Genomic DNA, 20,905 nt, shown 5'->3' on the forward strand with positions numbered 1-20,905 from the left:
ACTCTATTTTTTCATTAATGATGGATTTGCTAAAATCGCACCTGTTCCTAGGGCAACACAGTCGAGTGGATTATTGGCCACAAAGGCTGGTACTTGTGTTTCCTTCGAAATCATCTCAGCAAGATGACGAAGCATTGCGCCTCCACCTGTTAATACGATTCCATGATCAATAACATCCGCAGAAATTTCTGGAGGTGTTTGCTCCAATACATCTTTTACTGCGTCTAAAATTTGATGAATAATTTCACTCATCGCAACTGCAATTTCTTTTGCAGGCACTTCAATAACACGTGGTAATCCCGTAACCATGTCACGACCACGTACCTGCATGTTACCTTGAGCTTTTTCGACAGAAGCAGAGCCTAATTGAATTTTTAAATCCTCTGCTGTACGTTCACCAATGAGCAGATTATAAGTTTTACGAACATGCTGGATAATAGCCTCATTGAGCTCATCTCCACCTACACGAATCGAACGGCTATTCACGATTCCTCCTAAAGAAATCGTTGCTACATCCGTTGTTCCCCCACCGATATCGACAATCATGCTTCCAGTTGGATCTGTGACAGGAAGTCCCGCTCCAACCGCAGCAGCGAATGGTTCTTCAACCACATACGCTTCTTTAGCTCCAGCATATTTTGTTGCATCTAAAACGGCTCTCTTTTCAACATCCGTAATGCCGCTTGGCACACAAATAATGACCACTGGCTTAAAGAATGAACGTCCCATAATCGACTGAATGAAATACTTCAACATTGCTGTCGTCGTATTGTAGTCAGCGATTACGCCATCTTTCATTGGTCGTAAGGCCACGATATTTTCTGGTGTTCTCCCAATCATTTCAAATGCAGATTTCCCTACTGCGATAATTTCTTCTGTAACGATATTTTTTGCAACAACGGAAGGTTCACGTGTGACAATTCCTTCATCTTCAAGATAAACAATTGTGTTAGCTGTTCCTAAATCAATTCCGATATTTTGTGCTTTAAAATTTAATGCAACCACACTGGTTCCTCCTTCGATAATTCTTCTACAGACTAAGCTGTAAGAATTCTATTCTAGTATAGCAGAATTTGGCTTTTTATTCTTGTATTTTATAGATTTTTAGGAAACTTTTTTATTTCGTAATATTAAAACGGTTTCTGTAATATTTTGGTGATATTTTTTGTGTAAAAATCTGATGAGCTTTCAGCTGGAATGGGAGAAACTAGAATATCTTTTGTGTTGTTTTGAAAGACTGCGAGCACATTCGGATATCTTCATAAGAACAACAATAGCTATACCTGAACGAGCCACTGTCTCGTTGCCTATCGAGCTTCAAACTGAGTCTAAGAAATAAATTTCCATAGTCAGTAATTCACATCGATTATGACCGCTATTGTTATTCCTATAGAATCCGAATACTCTTCGTTTTTCAACTAGCGAAATGCTATATTTCTCCCATTCCAGCGAAGGGCGCTTATGACAGAAAATTCACCAAAATTTTGAAACGGACTTACAAAATAAAAAAATTTAAGAATAAAAAAATTCTTGAAAGGGGGAACAAAAAAGCAGCTCGGTCAGAGAGCCGCTTCGATAACGAAATTGTTAACATATTCGATAACGGTAAAGAAATTAATGACTAGTAAGAAGATGCCTAAACCAATAATAAAAAATTCCATGATGTTTCTCTTCAAATTTAATTCAAGTGTACTAAAGTTACGTTGGTGCGTCAACTAAACGATCGAATAAAAATACCATATATGGTATTTTTGACCTTACTTTCTATTTTTGCGCACAAAAAAACCACCGGAAAACCGGTGGTATCATCGTTTAAACTTAAATTATAGTTTAACTACGTTAGCTGCTTGTGGTCCACGAGCGCCTTCTTCAACATCGAATTGAACTGCTTGTCCTTCTTCTAATGTTTTGAATCCTTCTGATTGGATTGCTGAGAAGTGTACGAATACATCGTTTCCACCTTCACGTTCGATAAACCCAAAACCTTTTTCTGAGTTAAACCATTTTACTGTACCTTGTTCCATGAACATTTCCTCCTTGTGCCATAGCACTTGTTATTCATATTCTTGCTAATGGTTCGAAAGGAGTAAATCTTTACACTATTTCTTTACCTAACAAAAACACAAGTTCAGTATACCATCTAAGAAACCTTTTTACAAGAGGATTTCCGAATTCGGATAGAAATTTTATGAACAAATGAGGTTTTAAGAATTTTTTCCGAATGCTTTCTATATTTTTCGTGTTTATTTTTCGTGAAATTTGAAAATCTTCATTTTCTTCAATTTTCATTTTTTGAAAATTGAAATTCTGTTCTTACAAAACTCCGAATTCTTTTAAAGAAATAAAATGATCTCCGCCTACAACAAAATGATCTAGTAGTTCAATCCCCATTAATTCACCGCAATCCATTAACCTTTTTGTAAAATCAATATCTGCTTGAGACGGTTCGGGGTTGCCACTAGGATGATTATGTCCAATGATAACACGTGCTGCTGAATATCTCACTGCCTCCCGAAAAATTTCTCTTGGATGGGCAACAGCACTATTTAATCCACCGATAAAAATCATTTTCCTCTTTATCACTTCATTCTTAGTATTTAAGTAGAGCGCTACAAGATGTTCTTGATAGGCATCTTTTAACTCTTCTACAATCCACTGCCCCGCCATTTTAGAAGATGTGATTTTTCCTAGTTTCATCTGCGAAGCTTTATTTAGTCTGGCTCCTAGTTCAATGGCCGCCTTTAGTTCAATGGCCTTCGTTCTGCCAATCCCATTTATGTGCATGAGTTCGTCCAGACTCGCCATCTTTAACGAATGTAAATCTTCAAAAGTATTCAAAACTACAATAGATAATTGTAATACATTCAAATCTTTAGAACCCGTCCTTAGTAAAATAGCTAATAATTCATGCGTTTCAAGCACTTTAGCGCCATACAGTTCGAGGCGTTCTCGTGGCATGGCGCTTAAAGGCACTTCTAATAATTTCGATTCAATCATTGTGACACTTCCCCTTTGTTTTCTCTACAAAGAGTTACGATGTCTACTCTTCTTTAGGCTTGCACTTGTTCCACCAATGACGAACTTCGGCGATAAAATAGAGAGAGCCCGTCACCCATAATTCGCTCTTGTCATCTGTCACTCTGGCAAACCGTTCGATGATGTCTTCAAAGCTTTCTTCATAGGAAATCTGAGAAGAATCTAGAACCATTTCCACGTCAGCTCTAGCAATCGACTGTCCCCTTGAAGGATGGAAACTCGTTAAGATGATGTTCACATCGGGAAGAGATTCTTGTAATCTTGCAAGCATCTGTTGACTATCCTTTCGCGTAAGCGCACTAAATAAGAGCGTCTGTTTCTTGCCAATGCGATCTGTCATGTTTTGTATGAGTCGTTCGATGGCCGGTAAATTATGAGCACCATCAATGATAATGAGTGGCGTATCTTGTAATACTTCCATGCGTCCTGGCCAAGAAACGACACGGAGGGCTGACTCGACTAATTTAGTCCGCATACTTCTTCCCGTAGCTTCCATCCACGCGCGAAATGCTCGAATCGCAACGGTCGCATTCTCCTTCTGGAAGGCTCCTTTAAGGGCTAACTGTTCCAGCGGAATCGTGAACGCTGCGTCTTGATACGAATCTTCTACCAGTGAAAAATCCTCTCCAAACGCCTGCACTGTTGCACCTTGTTTATTAGCGGTACTACGTATCACATCCATACATTCACGCGTGACTGGTCCAACAACCACTTGTTGCCCAGCCTTAATAATCCCTGCTTTTTGCGCAGTGATTTCTTCCAACGTACTTCCGAGTAAGTCTTGATGGTCCAACCCAATCGTCGTAATGACACTGACGAGTGGATGGCCAACATTCGTATTATCGAGAAGACCTCCAATCCCGACCTCAATAATTGCAAGGTCGACAGCTTCCTGTTGAAAGACGACAAACATCATCGCCGTTAAAATCTCAAAATAGTTAAAGGCTCCCCACTCTTCGAATAAGCGGCGTTCCACCTCTCTTACAAGGGATGCGGCTTGCCAGAACGGTTCTTCTTCAAGAGGCACTCCGTCTAGCTGAATCCGTTCCCTAATACTGTCCACATGTGGTGAAGTGAATGTCCCTACTCGCAATCCATGCGCTTTTGCAAAGGCCGTCACCATCGCTGCAGTCGACCCTTTTCCATTCGTCCCAGCAATATGAATACTCTTCAACCCTCGTTCTGGATTTCCAAGCGCACTAAGGATTGCCTCCATGCGGTACAATCCATGTTTACGCGGAATACTCTCGCTCTTTTTTAACCACTCTTGAATCATTCACTCACCTCCTTTTTTCCTCATTTATCATAACAGAAAAATGCCTACCGTAACATACAAAAGAGAGCGCATGACACTTCATACGCTCTCCTCACCGTTCAAACGGATTAGATTTTCTTCAATGTTGCGATACGTTCTAACACTGCTTCACGTTGTGCTTGATAGTCCACACCTTTTGCACGTTCAGCTTCAACAACCGCTGCAGGAGCTTTTGCCACAAATTTCTCGTTCGATAATTTCTTCTCGACACGATCCACTTCTTGTTGCAATTTCTCTGCTTCTTTTTCAAGACGAGCGATTTCGTCTTCGATGTTGATTAACCCTGCTAATGGTAAGTAGATTTCAGCACCTGTGATTACTGAAGTTACCGCATCAGATGGTGCTTCAACGTCTTCACCATACACGAATTCTTCTGGATTTGAGAAGCGTGCAATGTAAGATTCGTTTTCTTTCAAGATAGCGTAGTGCGCTGCGTCGCTCACTTTCGCAATGATGTTAATTGGTTTTGATAATGGTGTGTTCATTTCGTTACGAACCGTACGTACTGAACGGATAAAGTCCATTAAGAATTCCATTTCTTCAGCTGCTTTTTCGTCCATTTGTTCTGGGTGAACCGTCGGATAAGTTGCGATTACTAATGATTCCCCAACGTGAGGAACAGATTGCCAGATTTCTTCTGTCACGAAAGGCATGATTGGATGTAATAGACGTAATGTGTTGTCTAATACATATACAAGAATGCTACGTGTTGTTAATTTGGCAGCTTCGTCGTCCCCTGCTAATGTTTCTTTCGACATTTCGATATACCAGTCACAGAAATCATCCCAGATGAAGCGATAAAGGAGACGTCCTGCTTCACCGAATTCGAATTTCTCGAAGAGTTCTGTCACTTTGCCAATTGTTTGATTCAAGCGTGTTAAAATCCATTTATCCGCAAGAGTCTTCTCACCAGTGATATCGACTTGGTCCGCTGTTAAGTCGCCCACGTTCATTAATGCGTAACGGCTTGCGTTCCAAATCTTGTTGATGAAGTTCCACGCAGCATCCATCTTATCTGTTGAGTAACGAACGTCTTGCCCTGGAGCAGAACCGTTTGCTAAGAACCAACGAAGTGCATCGGCACCATATTGCTCGATGACTTCCATTGGGTCAACCCCGTTTCCAAGAGACTTACTCATCTTACGTCCTTGGCTATCACGAATTAATCCGTGGATAAGAACGTTCTTGAATGGACGTTTGCCTGTAAATTCTAACCCTTGGAACATCATACGGCTTACCCAGAAAGTAAGGATGTCGTATCCTGTTACAAGTGTGCTAGTTGGATAATAACGTTTGTAGTCGGCTGCTTCTTCGTCTGGCCAACCCATTGTTGAAAATGGCCATAACGCAGATGAGAACCAAGTATCTAATACGTCTGGATCTTGTGTCCAGTTTTCACTGTCGCTTGGAGTTTCCATGCCTACGAATACTTCGCCTGTTTCTTTATGATACCAAGCTGGAATTTGATGTCCCCACCATAATTGACGTGAAATTACCCAGTCGTGAATGTTTTCCATCCAACGTAAGTACGCATCATTGAAACGTGGTGGGTAGAAGTTTACAGTATTGTCGCCTTCCGCACGTTGCGCATTGATGGCTTGCTCTGCCAACGGTCCCATTTTCACGAACCATTGTTTTGAAAGACGTGGTTCAACGACGACATCTGTACGCTCTGAGTGACCAACGCTGTGTAAATGTTTTTCGATTTTCACAAGAAGGCCAGCTTCTTCTAAATCTTTCACGATAGCTTTACGCGCCGCAAAACGGTCCATGCCTTCGTATTTACCGGCTAACTCGTTCATCGTCGCATCATCGTTCATCACGTTAATACGAGGTAAGTTATGACGGTTCCCTACTTCAAAGTCGTTCGGGTCGTGCGCTGGAGTGATTTTTACAACCCCTGTTCCGAAATCTTGCTCCACGTATTCGTCAGCGATAATTGGAATTTCACGGTTCATTAACGGCAAGATCACTGTTTTCCCGATAAGCTCTTGATAACGTTCATCGTCTGGGTGAACCGCAACAGCTGTATCTCCAAGAAGTGTTTCTGGACGAGTTGTTGCGATTTCTAGGAATCCACTTCCGTCTGCTAGAGGGTAGTTCATATGATAGAACGCGCCTTCTACGTCTTTATGGATAACTTCGATATCAGATAATGAAGTTTTTGCTTTAGGGTCCCAGTTGATGATGTATTCACCACGGTAGATTAAGCCTTTTTCGTATAAAGTTACGAAGACTTTCTTCACGGCGTCAGATAAGCCTCTATCTAATGTGAAACGTTCTCTGCGGTAGTCTACAGAAATCCCCATTTTTGCCCATTGTTCACGGATATGGCTGGCATATTCTTCCTTCCATTCCCATGTTTGTTCAAGGAACTTTTCACGGCCAAGGTCATAACGAGATAAGCCTTCACCGCGTAATTTTTCTTCTACTTTTGCTTGAGTTGCGATCCCCGCATGGTCCATCCCTGGTAACCATAAAGTGTCGAACCCTTGCATACGTTTTTGACGGATAATCATGTCTTGTAAGGTTACGTCCCAAGCATGTCCTAAGTGTAATTTCCCTGTTACATTTGGTGGCGGGATAACGATTGAATAAGGTTCAGCGTTTGGATCTTCGTTTGGATGGAAGACGCCTGAATCAACCCACCATTGATATTTACCAGCTTCAACTTCTTGTGGTTGAAACTTAGATGACATTTCTTTAGCCATTGATTTTCCTCCTTGTATCTTGTTTGTGTCCAATAAAAAAATCCTATGAAGACACTCTCCATAGGACGATTAAATTCGTGGTACCACCTAATATTCGCGTAATCATTCATTACGCCTCGATGTTGGTAACGAAGTGTCGTCTCCGTACTCTATTACTTCTTTTCGTAGAGTAAGCTCACAAGCTACGTTCAAATGAATTTGCTAGGAAGTTGCACCAACCCTTCCCTCGCTTGTAAACAAAGTCATTTTACTCCTCTTGTTCATCGCTCTAATATACAAAATATTCTACCATTCAAACCCGATGCTTGCAACAATATCGCGCTATCTTCTACCTCACATTCCCGCTAGACACGCCTAGGTCTGCATCTTCTGGAATCCACCAATCCAAAAACTCTTTGATGGACCAATCCCAGAAATCCCATTCGTGTCCACCACTTTTTTCTTTATAGATGACAGGGACACCTTTTTCAAATAGAAAACGACTGAATTCACGACTTTTATCCAGAAGCCAATCCTCGGTTCCACAAGTCATAAATATTTTTAAGTCGGAAGGATTCTCGACTTTTTCTATCGCTTTAAACAACTGATTTCCGTGCGAATCATAATAGTCTTGGTCTTTGAAAATCGATTTAGCGTATCGAGTTGTTAAGAAAAATGGAGAACCACTATCCTCTTCGAAGGGTAATGCATTTTTATAAATGGCGCCCGAAAAAGAAGCTACCACACTAAAGGTGTCTTGATATTTGATGCCGTTTCGAAGCGCCCCGTATCCACCCATCGAAAGCCCGGCAATGCCTAAGTCTTCCTGCTTTCTAGAAATAGGAAACATTCGGCGGGAGATTTCTGGAAGTTCCACCCCGATAAATTCTCCATAGTTCGTATAGTTCCATGGTTGATCTACGTAGAAATGATTTTCCCCAGAAGGCATGATGAGGGCGAGGTTCTTCTCTTTAGCGTATCGAAGAATGCGCGTCTGATTGACCCAGTCCTGTTCGCTCCCCATAACGCCATGCAGAAGAATCAATGCTTTATAGGGACCTTCCGAAAGATACTGATTATTAAAGTCCACCGCATCGCTAGGTAAGTAGACTGACAGGGGGATTGTTCTCATTAATGTTTTTGAAAAGAATGAAACGTGTAAAAGTGCCATATGAAGCCTCCATTAAACGATTATTTTTTAAAATACCGATTCACTACCGTCACTAAGCCAAAGATAAACGTGAATTTAACGACGGATTTTTGCCAAGACTCCCATTGCTCATACCCAAAATGATTCATAATAACCCCAAAAACGATGAAAGCGACTATCCAAATCAAAATAACAGCCCCTCCGCGATTCATCTTCTTGAGCTGTTCTGGATTATCCCGATTCAACCAAGAATAAAAGGCAATACCAACAACAATCGCATTCACAATAAATAACGCGATATCTTGACGAAATAGTAACTGATAGATGGCATTTACACCACTGATGACCCCAAATACTATAGTACCAATTTCTCTAACTTTTTGACTTATTTCCAACAACCCCTATCCCTAAAAACGGATTCCTGAACTTATCTTTATTATACTGCTCCCCCAGCATTTTTACTATACTCGCATGCAAAAAAAGAACCTAGCAATACTGCTAGGTTCGGTTGCATCATTGGCCGCTGTAGCCAATTTATATTTTATTCTTCTACCCCTAGTAATAGGTTCACTAGGATGTCCACTGTCACATTACCGAAGTAACGGCGGATATCGATGGCTTCGAAGGCTGTTGTTAAGTCTTCGCGGTTGTATCCAACTCCCACTAGCGTTTTTTCTACATCGCTGATTTCACCAAGACCGAAGAAGTCTCCGTTAATCTTAATGTCTTTGATGGCATTCTTTTCAACGTTTAAGCTGAACTCGATTTGTCCGGCTGGTGTACGTTTGGATTGCTTGAATTCGAATTTTGGATTCTTTCCGTAGTTCCAGTCAGGATTATTGAAGTACTTGCTGCGTAATTCTTCTACACGCACCCAGTCTTCATCCGTTAGAACATACTCTTTAATCGTTGATGTATCTTCCACATTGAAGATGTTTTTCAAGAGTACTTCGCGGAATTGTAAGATGTCTAAGTCTTGATATTCAGGCGCTAAGTATGGTTTGATATTGGTTACGCGTGAACGAACCGACTTGATTCCTTTTGACTCGATTTTCTCTTGTTTTGGACGTAAAATTTGTGGCAAAATGCTCACATCTAGATCCAGCATTAATGTTCCGTGCGCTGTTAAACGGCCATTGTTTGAATACATTGCATTTCCAGAGAATTTCTTGCCGTCGATGAGAAGGTCGTTACGTCCTTGTAACTCTGCCCCTGTTGCTCCCATTTTATGAAGAGCTTCAATCACTGGTTCTGTGAATTTCCCAAAGTCACGGAAGCTATCACCGTCATCTTCTGTAATGAAGCAGAAGCAAATATTTCCCATATCGTGATACACGGCTCCACCACCTGAGAAACGACGAACCACTTGCACGCCAAGCTTGTCTACACCATCTTGATTGATTTCTTCGATGGTATTTTGGTTTTTCCCGATAATAATCGCATTTTCGTTAATATAAAATAACAAAATCGGTTCATCGAGTTTCTTCTCATTTAACAAGAAATATTCGATAGCTAAGTTTGTGGTTGCATCGTAGATTTCTTTCCCATTTCGTTGATTTTTTACATAAAACATCTAAAAATCCCCTCGCTTTTACTGATATCACTAGCGCTATCATACCATAACCATCCCCCTCACACATAAGAAAGAAGCTTGATTTTACACTATTTTTACTCCACTCCAACACGCAATTACCATATATGGTAATTGCAGCCTTTCATAGTCAGTCAACCGGAAATCCCGCATTGATGTTTCCTCGAATTCTTGCGATTTTATAGTAACTGTAACGTGATTCGCATTGAATGTGAATTACGCGGAGTTGGACCATTCCAAACTCCGCGTTTGAAGCTTCAAAGGTGTAAGACCCCGACTTACACCGTTGCAACGTTATAGTTACTATCAAAAATCCGCAAGAAGAATGAGGAAACATAAAAAGCGCACCCTTTCGAGGATGCGCTTTGCTCAGTGTTAGTATGCCCATGCGATTAATAAGTAGATGAAGCTTGAACCAAACATATCTGCCAATGCGTGCACAAGGAAGAATGGTAATAGGTTTTTCACCACTTTTTTGTACATGAAGTAGTAGAATAATCCATACACTACACCGATAACAATTGCCCACAACATTCCTTGATACGTATGGAATGAGAAACGAACCAGTGTCGAGAATGCTAAAGCCTTCCACTGATGTTCTTCCTTCACCGATGTCATTAATCCAAGGAGAAGAACTCTTCGTAAAATCCATTTAACAGCCCATAAGCGAGGGCCATCGGAGATAACGCTAAGAACTTATTGATGATTTCCTGTGGGTTCATGAACGGAACAAGCGCCGGGTCGAAGTAGTTGTATTCGCCGCTCAGTGTGGTTACGACGTCGCCGAACAAGCCGACCATCGTGAATAATACCGGTACCTAGATAAGTACGGACCAGTGAAAACGAATCTTCAACTGCTTGAAGTCGTAATGACGGATGACTAAGTACAAGAGTGCAATCGCTAGTAATATCACCTGTAGAGTAAAATTACTCGAATACGCTGTCCCGTCGCTATAGGACGTTGCCGTCTCCGTATACTGTGGGGCCACTTCCGTTACTGGTTGTAAACTCTGAAGAAATTGTTGCGTGGATCGAATGATAAACTCCCCGAACATAATAATTATCACGATGAGGATGTCAACCCACTTTAAAGTTTTTAATGGTTCTTTTGGTCTGATTTTAGTTAAAACTGTCATGATTGGTTCCCTCTTTCCCCTATTGTATCAAAACACTGTTCTATTGAAAGAAAATCGCTTGTTTCTTTTGACGTCTTCTTTAATAAGAGAGTACTCCTTAAAAATAAAATAAACCTAAAATCAAAAAATTGCTACAAAAAAAGTGACTCCCTTACAGAAGTCACTGACTAATCTTCTAAAAGAAGCGTCTCGGTATTTCGATGAACAAGATTACAAGAAGTCCATTAAAAAGGCTGTGTAATAAAATTGCGTCAAACAAACTTCTTCTTCGTTCATAAACAAGAAAGAGAACAATAGAGAGAATAAGATAAGCTATAAATTGTATCCAATTATGGATATAATACGGGAAATGAAGAGCTGCAAATAGAATTGATACGATGGATATTCTAACAAAAGTATTCACTTTTCCTCGAAGCAAATTATTCAGAAATCCTCTAAAAAGAAATTCTTCGAGCAAAGGTGCAAAACAAACGAGTTCTAGTGCCGCTAAAGCAAAAATATATTTATCTGTTGTAAGTGGTAGATTCGCCCTAAAGAAAAAATCAACTAGCTTTGTTCGACCTGTCCCGTATGCCATTGAACTCCACAAATTATAAATCAAATAGCTTAAAAACATGTCAGCAATATACGTTACAAAAACAAAAATTAAATCCATCAGTTGAAACTTTCTTTTTACTGTTGGCTTAAATAATTTTGTGTGTACTTTGTACATACAAAATACCAAAATGCCAACGCAAATAACCTTAACAATTAACTCCCACATATCCGCTTGACGACCTAGATTCCACAAATTCATTTTGAACACAAATTCAATTCCCCCGTATATGGCAATATTCATTACAAAAAAGAATAGAACCCAAAGCGGTTTTTTCATTCGAGCACCCATTTACTTCTACCTCACATTTTTTCCTTATATTACCGTTTTATAGCAGATACTGTCAATATGAGATTCTTAAAAAAAGCAGACTAGCCTTTTACTAGTCTGCTCTCATTGATTATTTCTGACGGATGGTAAATCCTTTGTCAGATTTCTTTTTGTTGTTACGGCGGCGAGAATCTTTCCCTTTATATCCGCGTGTATATTCGTCTTCTAAGCCACGGCCACGACGGTCTTCTTTGCGCTTGAAGCTTCCTTTCCCGTTACGTCCGCGGTTGTCTTTACGGTCGTTACGGTTGTAATTTCCACGGCTGTTGCCACGTTTGCGGCTTGGCAATGGACGTTCTGGCGTGATTTTAACTGGAATTTCAGTTGGGTCTTTAATCATGCTCTTAAGTAATAGAGCTGCCAATTCTTCTGGTTCGTACTCGTCTAATAAGTAAGATACCGCTTCTTTGAAACGTCTTGGTTCCACAGTTTTCATCATTTCGTCGATAGACTCGATGGCTGTTTTTGTTTGTCCTTCCAAAGCTTCTGTTTGCGTTGGCGGACGAAGGCTTGTCATACGTTTGCGTGTTAATTCTTCAATCACACGTAAGTAATCCATTTCGTTTGGTGTCACGAATGTTACTGACATTCCTTCTTGACCAGCACGACCTGTACGTCCGATACGGTGTACGTAGCTTTCTGGGTCTTGTGGGATATCGTAGTTATATACGTGTGTGACGCCTGAGATATCTAGTCCACGTGCCGCAACGTCTGTAGCGACTAAGATGTCTAAATGGTTGTTCTTGAAGTCACGAAGAACGCTCATACGTTTTTGTTGGCTTAAGTCCCCGTGAATTCCTTCTGCACGGTAGCCACGCATTTCAAGTCCGCGTGCTAATTCGTCTACACGACGTTTTGTACGTCCGAATACGATGGTTAATTCAGGCGTTTGAACATCTAATAAACGTGTCATAATGTCGAATTTCTCGTAGTCTTTACATTTTACGAAATATTGATCGATTAATGTCGCTGTCATCTCATTTGATTTGATACGAACATGTTCTGGATCTTTCATAAATTGAACACCGATACGTTTAATATCATCTGGCATTGTTGCAGAGAATAAAAGCGTTTGGCGGTTTTCTGGAACTTGTTTGATAATCGATTCGATATCTTCCAAGAATCCCATGTTTAACATTTCATCCGCTTCGTCTAAGACAAGTGTTTCCACTGTCGCAAGTTTTAATGTACGGCGTGAAATGTGGTCTAAAAGACGACCTGGAGTTCCCACAACGATTTGTGGATTTTCTTTTAATTGGCGAATTTGACGGTTAATGTCCGCTCCACCGTAAACGGCTTGTACACGAACCTTTTTGTCGCGTCCGAGACGGAACAATTCTTCTTGTGTTTGAATCGCAAGTTCACGAGTTGGTGCGATCACAAGTCCTTGTACGCCTTTTTTACTTGGGTCGATTTTTTGAAGCATTGGCAAACCAAATGCGGCTGTTTTACCAGTCCCAGTTTGCGCTTGTCCAATTACATCTAAGCCTTCTAGCGCTTTTGGAATGGTTTGTGCTTGAATGGGAGTTGCTTCTTCAAACCCCATTTTTTCGATAGATTCTAGTAAGGCAGAATCCAATCCTAATTCATTAAATTTCATATTTTCCTCCTTGGATACTTCGGTGAGAAGCACACGAGGGATTTCCCTTCATAACAAAAGTCTGGAGCTTTTCGTAAGAGCACCAGACTTCTACAATCGTTTAAATTTCAAACTATCTATTATAAATGTGTGTACATTTCTCAACTCAGCGAATAGTATAGCACGCATCCAGCGAGAATGCAAAGAATACAAGCCGACGATTTCGGCTTTTACTCTTTGAAATTGCTTTTATAACAGTTTTTTGACTGAGGCTGATTCCTTCAAATCCTTGCGGATTTTTTATAATGGCTGTAATGGGGCACCGGCTTGAGCCACGGTCTCAAGCTCTTTCAAGATTCAAACGTACTCTAGAAAATAAATTTTCAAGAGTACGTAATTCACTTTGAATGCTATCCCCCATCACTACCATTATAAAATCCGCTAGATTCTTCGGAATCAGCGTCAATTTACTAGAATAGCAATTTCAAAATAAAAAGCGGAAGGAGGAGGGAGGGAGTGCTTCTCGTGGTGCGGTTGAGAAATAGGGACACTTTATAACAGATAGTTCTCAGGGAGGGGACAAAAAAAGCGAGCGACGGTGGGGCGTCTCTCGCTTTACTTTGCTTTTGTTATTCTGCTTTTAAGGCATCGACGACGGCGAGTAAGCCTGTGCCGTTGCTTGATTTAATAAGAACTTGGTCGCCTTCTTTGAGGTGGGCTTTCAAGTCAGTAATCAACGCTTCTTTGTCCATGTAATGGTGAAGGGCTGCTGAATCGAACTGACCTTTCAACGCATCATAGAGTGCTTCCATTTCTTCGCCGTACAAGTATACAAGTGCGACTTCGTTTGGAGAAATGACTTCTGAAATGCTTGCGTGCAATTCTTTCGAATGTTCTCCGAGTTCACGGATATCCCCAAGAACGAGGACACGATGGCCTGTTGCTTCAACTGAAACAAATGATTGAATCACCGATTTCATCGCGATTGGGCTGGCGTTGTAAGCATCGTTTAAGATGGCTACTCCGTTTTGTCCTTTCACCCATTGAGTACGATTCTTCGTCAATTCGAAGTTCGCTATGGCGGACACGATATCTGAAAGTGGAACGTCTAATGTGCGTGCAATTTCAATAGCTAAAAGTGCGTTTGAAACATTATACGCTCCAAGGACAGGTAAAGTGACCGCCACAGTTTCAGTTGGTGTCACTAATTCAAACGCAGTGTGGTCTGAATACAGTTCGATATTTTTAGCTGAGAGTTCCTTGCTTCCTTCGCCAACTGTAACGATTTTGAAGGTTGCTGGTTTTTCAGCTTGCGCAATCCCTGCTGTAATTAAGTCTTCCTGCGCTGGATAAATAAAGGTTCCATTTTCTTGTAGTCCAGAAAGGATTTCAAGTTTGGCTTTGGCAATACCTTCCTTGCTACCCAATTGTTCCATATGCGATTCACCGATGAGCGTAATCGCAACAACTTCTGGGCGTGCTAATTTTGATAAGAACTCGATTTCGTGGAAATCACTCATTCCCATTTCTAAGACAAGTGCTTCAGTTGATTCCGGCATATCTAAAATGGTTTGTGGTAAGCCGATATCGTTATTGAAGTTCCCTTGTGTTTTATAGACACGGTAGCGTGCGCCAAGAGCGGCTGCTGTCATATCTTTTGTCGTTGTTTTCCCAGAACTTCCTGTAATCCCAACGACACGAGGAGACACTTTTTCTAAGTACCATTTCGCTAATTTTTGAAAAGCTTGAAGTGGGTCATCCACCCAAATGGCACAAATCCCATCTGGCGGCGTTACGTCATGTTTACCCCATAATACGGCTGTTGCGCCTGCTTGAATGGCTTGTTCAATATAATCATGTCCGTCTGTTTGCCCTTTTAGAGGAACAAACAGGCTATTCGGACCTAATTTTCTAGTATCAAAGGCTACTGACTCAATTGTTTCGAATCGATGTGCCGATTGATAATCAATCGCGCCAACTGCTTTCGTAATTTCGGCAACTGTTCCAATACTCATCGTTCTTCTCCTTACTCTGCATGACGATCGTTATAGCGTTTAAGGGCTAAACGAATCAATTCTTCCACTAAATCTTTATAAGAAATCCCCATTGCTTCCCATAATTTTGGATACATACTAAATTGTGTGAACCCAGGCATTGTGTTCACTTCATTAATGAAGACTTCTTGTGTTTCAGTAAGGAAGAAATCACAACGAGTTAATCCACTACCATCAATCGAACGGAAGGCCGTTTCGGCATATTCACGAATTTTTGTAGAAACTTCCTCAGGAATTGCTGCTGGAATTTGAAGTGTTGTTGTATTGTTGATGTATTTTTCATTGTAATCGTAGAATCCTGCTTGTTTGACCACTTCTCCAACAACTGAAGTATTCACTTCATCGTTTCCAAGAACCGCTACTTCGACTTCGCGGGCATCAATTCCTTGCTCTACAACAATACGGCGGTCGTATTTGAGAGCTTCCTCAATCGCAGTGGTTAATTCTTCACGGTTCGTTGCTTTCGAAATTCCTACGCTTGAACCCATATTAGCAGGCTTCACAAATACTGGGTAACGCAGCGTTCCTTCAATACGATTGTAAATCGCTTCAGGAGATTTTTTGAAATCTGCCTTTACAAAAGGAACAAATGGCACTTGTGGAATTCCTGCTTGTTGGAAGAGGTGCTTACTAGCAATTTTATCCATTCCGTTGGCACTTGCTAAAACGCCACATCCTACATAAGGTAAATCTAGAATTTCAAATAGTCCTTGAATGGTCCCGTCTTCTCCGTTTGGTCCATGTAAAATCGGGAAGACTACTGTATCTGGTCCAGCAATATCACTTGGTTGAATGCGAACTCCTGTGGATACTTCCCCTTCAACCGTTGCAAAACGAGCTTCCAGCCCTTCTGTTAAACGAAGCGCTTGATCAAAGGCAACTGGAGCCTTTAATGCTTCCCCTTTTAACCAAGTTCCTTCTTTTGTAATATACACGGGCTCTACATCGTAATATTCAAAATAAATCTCTTTAATAATTGATCCTGCCGTTAAGATTGAAATATCATGCTCGGCACTTTTTCCGCCATAAATGACAACAACTTTCATATGAATCCTCCAAACTATTCGCTTTCAGCGAACGACCAATCTATCTGGTCCATGTCTGTTATTTTAGATAATAACCTTGCACGTTACAGTATAACAAAACGGCGGAAGCCTTACAAGTTCAGACAAAACCATCAAAAAACACTTTCCAAAGATTCTCTTTGAAAAGTGTTTTAAATGGCATCCGTCATTGGTAATTTTGCTGAAATTTTCCAATTTTGATACGTTTCGTTATACGTTAATTGTCCAATGCGCACGTTTTGTGTCACTGCTTTATTTGCGTAGTGGTAACGATCTTCCGTCAAGAAAATCGGTATTTCATAAATATCCTCTTGCTTATTCACTTGATCAAATGCCAAACTGATTCCTTCGCGATAAAGAGGCATCATTTCTTTCAAAGCTTCAATCGAAATCGCTTCAGCTTCTTTTTCAGAACCAAAGAAGAAAAACTTCGGCGATTGATTTAAAATATCCGTCATCTCAATTTGTACTTGTCTTGATAAAAGCGGTAAAAACTGTTCGATTTTCCGATAGTAAACTTTAGAATATTCGTTATCCAAACATAGAAAAATAAAATTATTTTGTAATTTATAGAAAAACGGTGAGTGTAAATGTGTTTTCGCATGAGAGATATAGAGTAGATCTGCAATCTCTTGCGGCGTGAGTTGATGAACGAATTCAATAGAGTCAAAATCAACCCAGTTTGATGGAGCTTCTTTTCCTTCTGCTACACCTTGAAGATATTCCAACACATTTTTGCGTCCTTTAATCCACATAAATCCAGTATAAGCATCATGAGTGGCAAGACTAGATTTCCCATTCAAAAGGAGGATATTTTGAGGGATTTCAGACTGTGGTAAGGCAGACAAATGGAACGCAATCGATTTCGCCAACACATGGTTCGATACGCTATCATAATGGATATACAATTGTTTTGCCACAGACTCCCACCTCCTAAGTTTTATAATCTCCATTATAAATGATTTTCAAACTATAAAACATATAAATTAGATTACATTTTACAATTGAACCGTTTTCTTTTGTAACAATTTAGCAACATTCTAAAGTAGAATTTCCACCCTTTACACATAAAAAGAGTTGAAGTGATTTCTTCAACTCTTTTTCTCTCATTCTATAAGGGCGCCTATTCTTCGAATTTTACTTTCTGAGTAACTCTTTTCACAGCAGAATCCATTCTGTCAATCACTTCTCAGTAATCTGTTGGAAAACTTTTTAATTCAACAATATCCACAGGGTCAAAATGATACACTAAATGACGAATCACTTGGTGATGAAGAAAAACAAAATTTTTAAAGTCCTCTAATGAAATAGATTCCAACCCTTCAATATAAGCACATAACCCCTTATAAGATTCTTCGTGAAAGAGACTTTCTTCATGTAGATAATACAAGAACGTCCCCTCTTCCAGTAGTACATTTTTCCTAATGAATGACATCCACCTAACCTCTTTCCTTATAGCTAAAAAGTTCTACCTTCTGTTTCATCTCTTCAAAGAAAACAAAAAGACTGAGGATTCCCCCAGTCTAATTTTTACATTTTTTCTAAACGGTTAATACGGTTTTCCGTTGAAGGGTGGGTTGCAAAAAGCGAATCGCCACTTTCTCCAAACGGATTCGAAATGTATAATGTTGCACTTTGTTTATTCGCTTCCGTCATTGGCGGTGCTTCAGAAATCTTTCTTAGGGCAGAAATAAGTCCATAAGGATTTCTTGTAAATTCGACTGCTGTTGCATCCGCTAAATATTCACGGTTTCTGGATAATGCGAGTTGTAAAATCGTCGACATAAATGGTCCAAGAATCATTGCAACTAGACCAACCACCATAAAAATTGCATTGGCTCCGCCTTCATCATCATTATCACTACGTCTTCTTCCGCCACCCCAGAACATCATTCGACTACCAAATTGAACCAGTAATGCTATGACTGCTCCAAGCGCAATAGCGATGGTTTGTAAACGAACATCATAGTTGCGAATATGCCCAAATTCATGAGCAATAACGCCTTCCAATTCCTCACGATTTAATCGTTCAAGTAACCCTGTTGTCACTGCTACTGCAGCTGTTTGAGGCGAACTTCCTGTTGCAAAAGCATTCGGAGATTCATCTTGAATAATAAACACTCGAGGCATTGGAACTTGAGCAACCATCGACATATCTGTCACAATATTCCATAACATTGGCGCTTGATTTTTATCCGTGATTTCTCGGGCATGATTTAACTGCATCACTACATTTGTCGCATTCGAAATCATCATCAATGAATAAATTCCACCAATTACTACAGCAAGGATTACTCCAGCTGTTGCATTATTTAATGTGGAATATCCAACTCCGATTCCTACCGCAATGAAGAGCACCATATATAAAGCAATCACAACAATTGTTCTTCTTTTATTAGAAGCAATTTGCTGATGTAACATATCAGTACTCCTTCCTTCAGATTGAATGTTGATTAAAATTTAACTTCAGGAACTTTGCGAGCTTCTACTGGAGTTTCTAATAAATCTTCTTTTGTAAATCCGCCAAACCCAGCAATAATGTTTGTTGGAATGGATTGAATTGAGATATTATATTTGGCCACACTAGAATTGTATAATTGACGAGAATACGAAATTTTATTTTCAGTGTTTGTTAGTTCTTCTTGAAGATTCAAGAAGCTAGTATTTGCTTTTAACTCAGGATAGCTTTCTGCTAGAGCAAAAATTGTTTTTAAGGCTCCTGTTAATTGATTTGAAGCATCCATTTTTTCTTGCGGAGAAACATTACTACCCATATTAGCAATTTGATTTCTCATTGCAATCACTTGAGTTAATGTATCTTGTTCATGTTTTGCGTATCCTTTGACTGTTTCAACAAGGTTAGGGATTAAATCATTACGACGTTGCAATTGTACATCAATTTGTGACCATGCTTCTTTTACCCAGTTTTTTTGTTGCACAAGACCATTATAAGAAGCAATTGCCCAAATTATAAGTACCGCTACAATTCCAAGAATAATATATAATATTGTCATTTTTAAACACTCCTTTATTTTTGTTACCTTCATTGTACCATATTTTTTATATTGAGTGTACAATGAATTAAGTAGATGATAGCAGATACTATTGCTAAACAAATCCTACTTTAGTAGGATTTTTTCGTAGAAAGGAGTACTATGATTCAACATCACTTTTTTTCTCCCATTCCACAAACACTTCAATCCTTCCATCGTTTTTCACTTCCAAAAGAATATCTTTCTTTTCTTAAAGAAAACGGTGCCGGCTATTTAAAGAAAACTAAGATTAAAACAAGCGAACCTACTCGTTTTGGATTAGAGTATGCTCTTTGTAATGGAATTTGCGGATTTACTTCTGGTCCCTATTTCCCAAGTATTTTATGTCAAGAGTGGGAGGATACAGAAACCGGTCTTCCTGAATATCTTGTTATATTTTTCCAAGATGGCCCCATTTATTATTGCTTCGATTATCAACAGGGTTCTCAAACGGAACCCAGTATTCGATTTGTTGACACAGAAATGGATCAATGGATGACGATTGCTGACAACTTTTCAGATTTTCTTAATCGATTAGAAATGACTATGGAAGAAGTAAACTATGATTCAAAAAACTGGATGACTCTTCACACATTGAATCAACAAATTGGCCAAGAAAATCTCCAGCAAATCGATACTTTACTTGAAATTGCGCAAGAGGTCTATCCTCAATTATACCTACAATGGACCTTATCTATTTTAGAGACATCCCAAAATGCAGCACTAATTGACATTTGTCAAGAAAGATTCCTATTTGTTCAGACCTATTTGCCCATGGAGTTTAATTCTTATCCTGAGTTTGAACAATGTTGTCAATACGTTAGAAAGAATTAGAAAATGTAATACAAAAAGGGAGGACATAATCCTCCCTTTTTGTTGTCTTATTTCAGTATTACATTGTCAACGTAGTAAACGAATAAGGTACAAGTTCTTCTAATTTTAATTCGAGAATTTCACCTTTCCCATTCAATAGAAATACTGGAGTTTCTGGTCCACAGAATTCAACCATGACTTGACGGCAAATGTTACAAGGAGGTAGGAAGCCTTCTGTCTTTCCTGCAACTGCAATAGCTGCAATATCTCCTTGGCGGTAGCCTTGCGAAGCACCATAGAAAATAGCACTACGTTCTGCACAGTTTGTCACCCCAAACGATACATTCTCCACATTCGCACCTGTAATCACACGGCCATCTTTATATAAAACCGCAGCTCCTACAGGAAATTTTGAATACGGACAGTAGGCATTTTTTAACACTTCTTTTGCTTGCTCCATAAGAGCTACTTTATCAATTGTCATTCGTTGAACTCCTTTTTATTGTTGTATTCCTATTAT

At 39.8% G+C, this 20,905-nt stretch carries 18 protein-coding genes, 1 pseudogene and 1 other annotated feature; of the genes and pseudogenes, 1 reads left to right on the forward strand and 18 read right to left on the reverse strand.

Features of this window, described 5'->3' with window-relative positions:
• Positions 1–3: 3 nt before the first annotated feature.
• The 17 genes and pseudogenes from ACO5V7_RS05190 to ACO5V7_RS05270 form a co-directional block, all read right to left on the reverse strand.
• Positions 4–1,005, reverse strand: coding sequence for a rod shape-determining protein (locus ACO5V7_RS05190; RefSeq protein ID WP_298648472.1), 1,002 nt, complete (start codon positions 1,003–1,005; stop codon positions 4–6).
• 818 nt (positions 1,006–1,823) lie between these two features.
• Complete coding sequence (locus tag ACO5V7_RS05195; RefSeq protein ID WP_039849134.1) at positions 1,824–2,024, reverse strand: cold-shock protein; 201 nt, start codon at positions 2,022–2,024, stop codon at positions 1,824–1,826.
• A gap of 289 nt (positions 2,025–2,313) precedes the next feature.
• A complete protein-coding gene (gene radC / locus ACO5V7_RS05200) occupies positions 2,314–2,997 on the reverse strand; it encodes a RadC family protein (RefSeq protein ID WP_485485323.1) in 684 nt (227 codons plus the stop codon).
• Between the two features lie 43 nt (positions 2,998–3,040).
• A complete protein-coding gene (locus tag ACO5V7_RS05205) occupies positions 3,041–4,312 on the reverse strand; it encodes a bifunctional folylpolyglutamate synthase/dihydrofolate synthase (protein ID WP_485485324.1) in 1,272 nt (423 codons plus the stop codon).
• A 107-nt stretch (positions 4,313–4,419) separates the two neighbouring features.
• Positions 4,420–7,062 carry a valine--tRNA ligase gene (locus ACO5V7_RS05210; RefSeq protein WP_485485325.1) on the reverse strand — a complete coding sequence of 881 codons (2,643 nt, stop codon included), beginning with the start codon at positions 7,060–7,062 and terminating at the stop codon, positions 4,420–4,422.
• A 58-nt stretch (positions 7,063–7,120) separates the two neighbouring features.
• Positions 7,121–7,335 (reverse strand) — a binding site (T-box leader).
• Positions 7,336–7,390: 55 nt separating this feature from the next.
• A complete protein-coding gene (locus ACO5V7_RS05215; RefSeq protein ID WP_485485326.1) occupies positions 7,391–8,212 on the reverse strand; it encodes an alpha/beta hydrolase in 822 nt (273 codons plus the stop codon).
• Between the two features lie 20 nt (positions 8,213–8,232).
• A complete protein-coding gene (locus ACO5V7_RS05220) occupies positions 8,233–8,586 on the reverse strand; it encodes a hypothetical protein (RefSeq protein WP_485485327.1) in 354 nt (117 codons plus the stop codon).
• A 146-nt stretch (positions 8,587–8,732) separates the two neighbouring features.
• A complete protein-coding gene (lplA, locus tag ACO5V7_RS05225) occupies positions 8,733–9,764 on the reverse strand; it encodes a lipoate--protein ligase (protein ID WP_485485328.1) in 1,032 nt (343 codons plus the stop codon).
• A 393-nt stretch (positions 9,765–10,157) separates the two neighbouring features.
• Positions 10,158–10,918, reverse strand: a pseudogene (locus ACO5V7_RS05230) (CPBP family glutamic-type intramembrane protease).
• A gap of 175 nt (positions 10,919–11,093) precedes the next feature.
• Positions 11,094–11,804 (reverse strand): CPBP family intramembrane glutamic endopeptidase, encoded by a 711-nt coding sequence (locus ACO5V7_RS05235; protein ID WP_485485329.1) that lies wholly within the window; start codon positions 11,802–11,804, stop codon positions 11,094–11,096.
• A gap of 109 nt (positions 11,805–11,913) precedes the next feature.
• The gene (cshA, locus tag ACO5V7_RS05240) at positions 11,914–13,443 is read right to left on the reverse strand and encodes a degradosome RNA helicase CshA (protein WP_485485330.1); all 1,530 of its coding nucleotides are present in this window, start codon (positions 13,441–13,443) and stop codon (positions 11,914–11,916) included.
• Between the two features lie 608 nt (positions 13,444–14,051).
• Positions 14,052–15,437 carry a UDP-N-acetylmuramoyl-tripeptide--D-alanyl-D-alanine ligase gene (locus tag ACO5V7_RS05245; protein WP_485485331.1) on the reverse strand — a complete coding sequence of 462 codons (1,386 nt, stop codon included), beginning with the start codon at positions 15,435–15,437 and terminating at the stop codon, positions 14,052–14,054.
• An 11-nt stretch (positions 15,438–15,448) separates the two neighbouring features.
• Complete coding sequence (locus ACO5V7_RS05250) at positions 15,449–16,522, reverse strand: D-alanine--D-alanine ligase (RefSeq protein ID WP_485485332.1); 1,074 nt, start codon at positions 16,520–16,522, stop codon at positions 15,449–15,451.
• Positions 16,523–16,692: 170 nt separating this feature from the next.
• Complete coding sequence (locus ACO5V7_RS05255; RefSeq protein ID WP_485485333.1) at positions 16,693–17,460, reverse strand: hypothetical protein; 768 nt, start codon at positions 17,458–17,460, stop codon at positions 16,693–16,695.
• Positions 17,461–17,729: 269 nt separating this feature from the next.
• A complete protein-coding gene (locus ACO5V7_RS05260) occupies positions 17,730–17,975 on the reverse strand; it encodes a hypothetical protein (protein ID WP_485485334.1) in 246 nt (81 codons plus the stop codon).
• A 95-nt stretch (positions 17,976–18,070) separates the two neighbouring features.
• On the reverse strand, positions 18,071–18,961 hold the full coding sequence (htpX, locus tag ACO5V7_RS05265) for a zinc metalloprotease HtpX (protein WP_485485335.1): 891 nt from the start codon (positions 18,959–18,961) through the stop codon (positions 18,071–18,073).
• A 32-nt stretch (positions 18,962–18,993) separates the two neighbouring features.
• A complete protein-coding gene (locus tag ACO5V7_RS05270; protein ID WP_298648520.1) occupies positions 18,994–19,548 on the reverse strand; it encodes a LemA family protein in 555 nt (184 codons plus the stop codon).
• Between the two features lie 147 nt (positions 19,549–19,695).
• Here ACO5V7_RS05270 and ACO5V7_RS05275 point away from each other — a divergent pair, with 147 nt between their 5' ends.
• Positions 19,696–20,406: an SMI1/KNR4 family protein gene (locus ACO5V7_RS05275; protein ID WP_485485336.1), complete on the forward strand. Its 711-nt coding sequence runs from the start codon at positions 19,696–19,698 to the stop codon at positions 20,404–20,406.
• A 58-nt stretch (positions 20,407–20,464) separates the two neighbouring features.
• Here ACO5V7_RS05275 and ACO5V7_RS05280 read toward each other — a convergent pair whose 3' ends face one another.
• Positions 20,465–20,869 (reverse strand): cytidine deaminase, encoded by a 405-nt coding sequence (locus ACO5V7_RS05280; RefSeq protein WP_485485337.1) that lies wholly within the window; start codon positions 20,867–20,869, stop codon positions 20,465–20,467.
• Positions 20,870–20,905: the final 36 nt, after the last annotated feature.

The organism is Granulicatella sp., assembly GCF_057274575.1.